Source organism: Arthrobacter sp. 10T44 (assembly GCF_056393885.1).
The window spans coordinates 1-361 of the sequence record NZ_JBFTGT010000028.1 but is presented as its reverse complement, the minus strand read 5'-3'; the positions used below and the strand labels follow the sequence as shown (position 1 = coordinate 361).

The 361-nt window shown below is 53.7% G+C and carries 1 rRNA gene; it reads left to right on the top strand.

The features are described from left to right. Positions 1 to 361 (top strand): 23S ribosomal RNA (locus AC1DBL_RS16760); the annotation flags it as partial.

Sequence of the window (361 nt, the reverse complement as noted above, 5' to 3'; positions counted from 1 at the left end):
GGTTAATATTCCTGTACTCGGTGTTACTGCGAAGGGGGGACGGAGAAGGCTATATCAGCCGGGCGACGGTTGTCCCGGTTTAAGCGTGTAGGCGGAGTGTCCAGGTAAATCCGGACGCTTGTTAACGCTGAGGCGTGACGACGAGGCACTACGGTGCTGAAGTGATAAATGCCCAGCTTCCAGGAAAAGCCTCTAAGCATCAGGTAACACAGAATCGTACCCCAAACCGACACAGGTGGTCAGGTAGAGAATACCAAGGCGCTTGAGAGAACTCGGGTGAAGGAACTAGGCAAAATGGTGCCGTAACTTCGGGAGAAGGCACGCTGATATGTAGGTGAAGTCCCTGCGGACGGAGCTGATA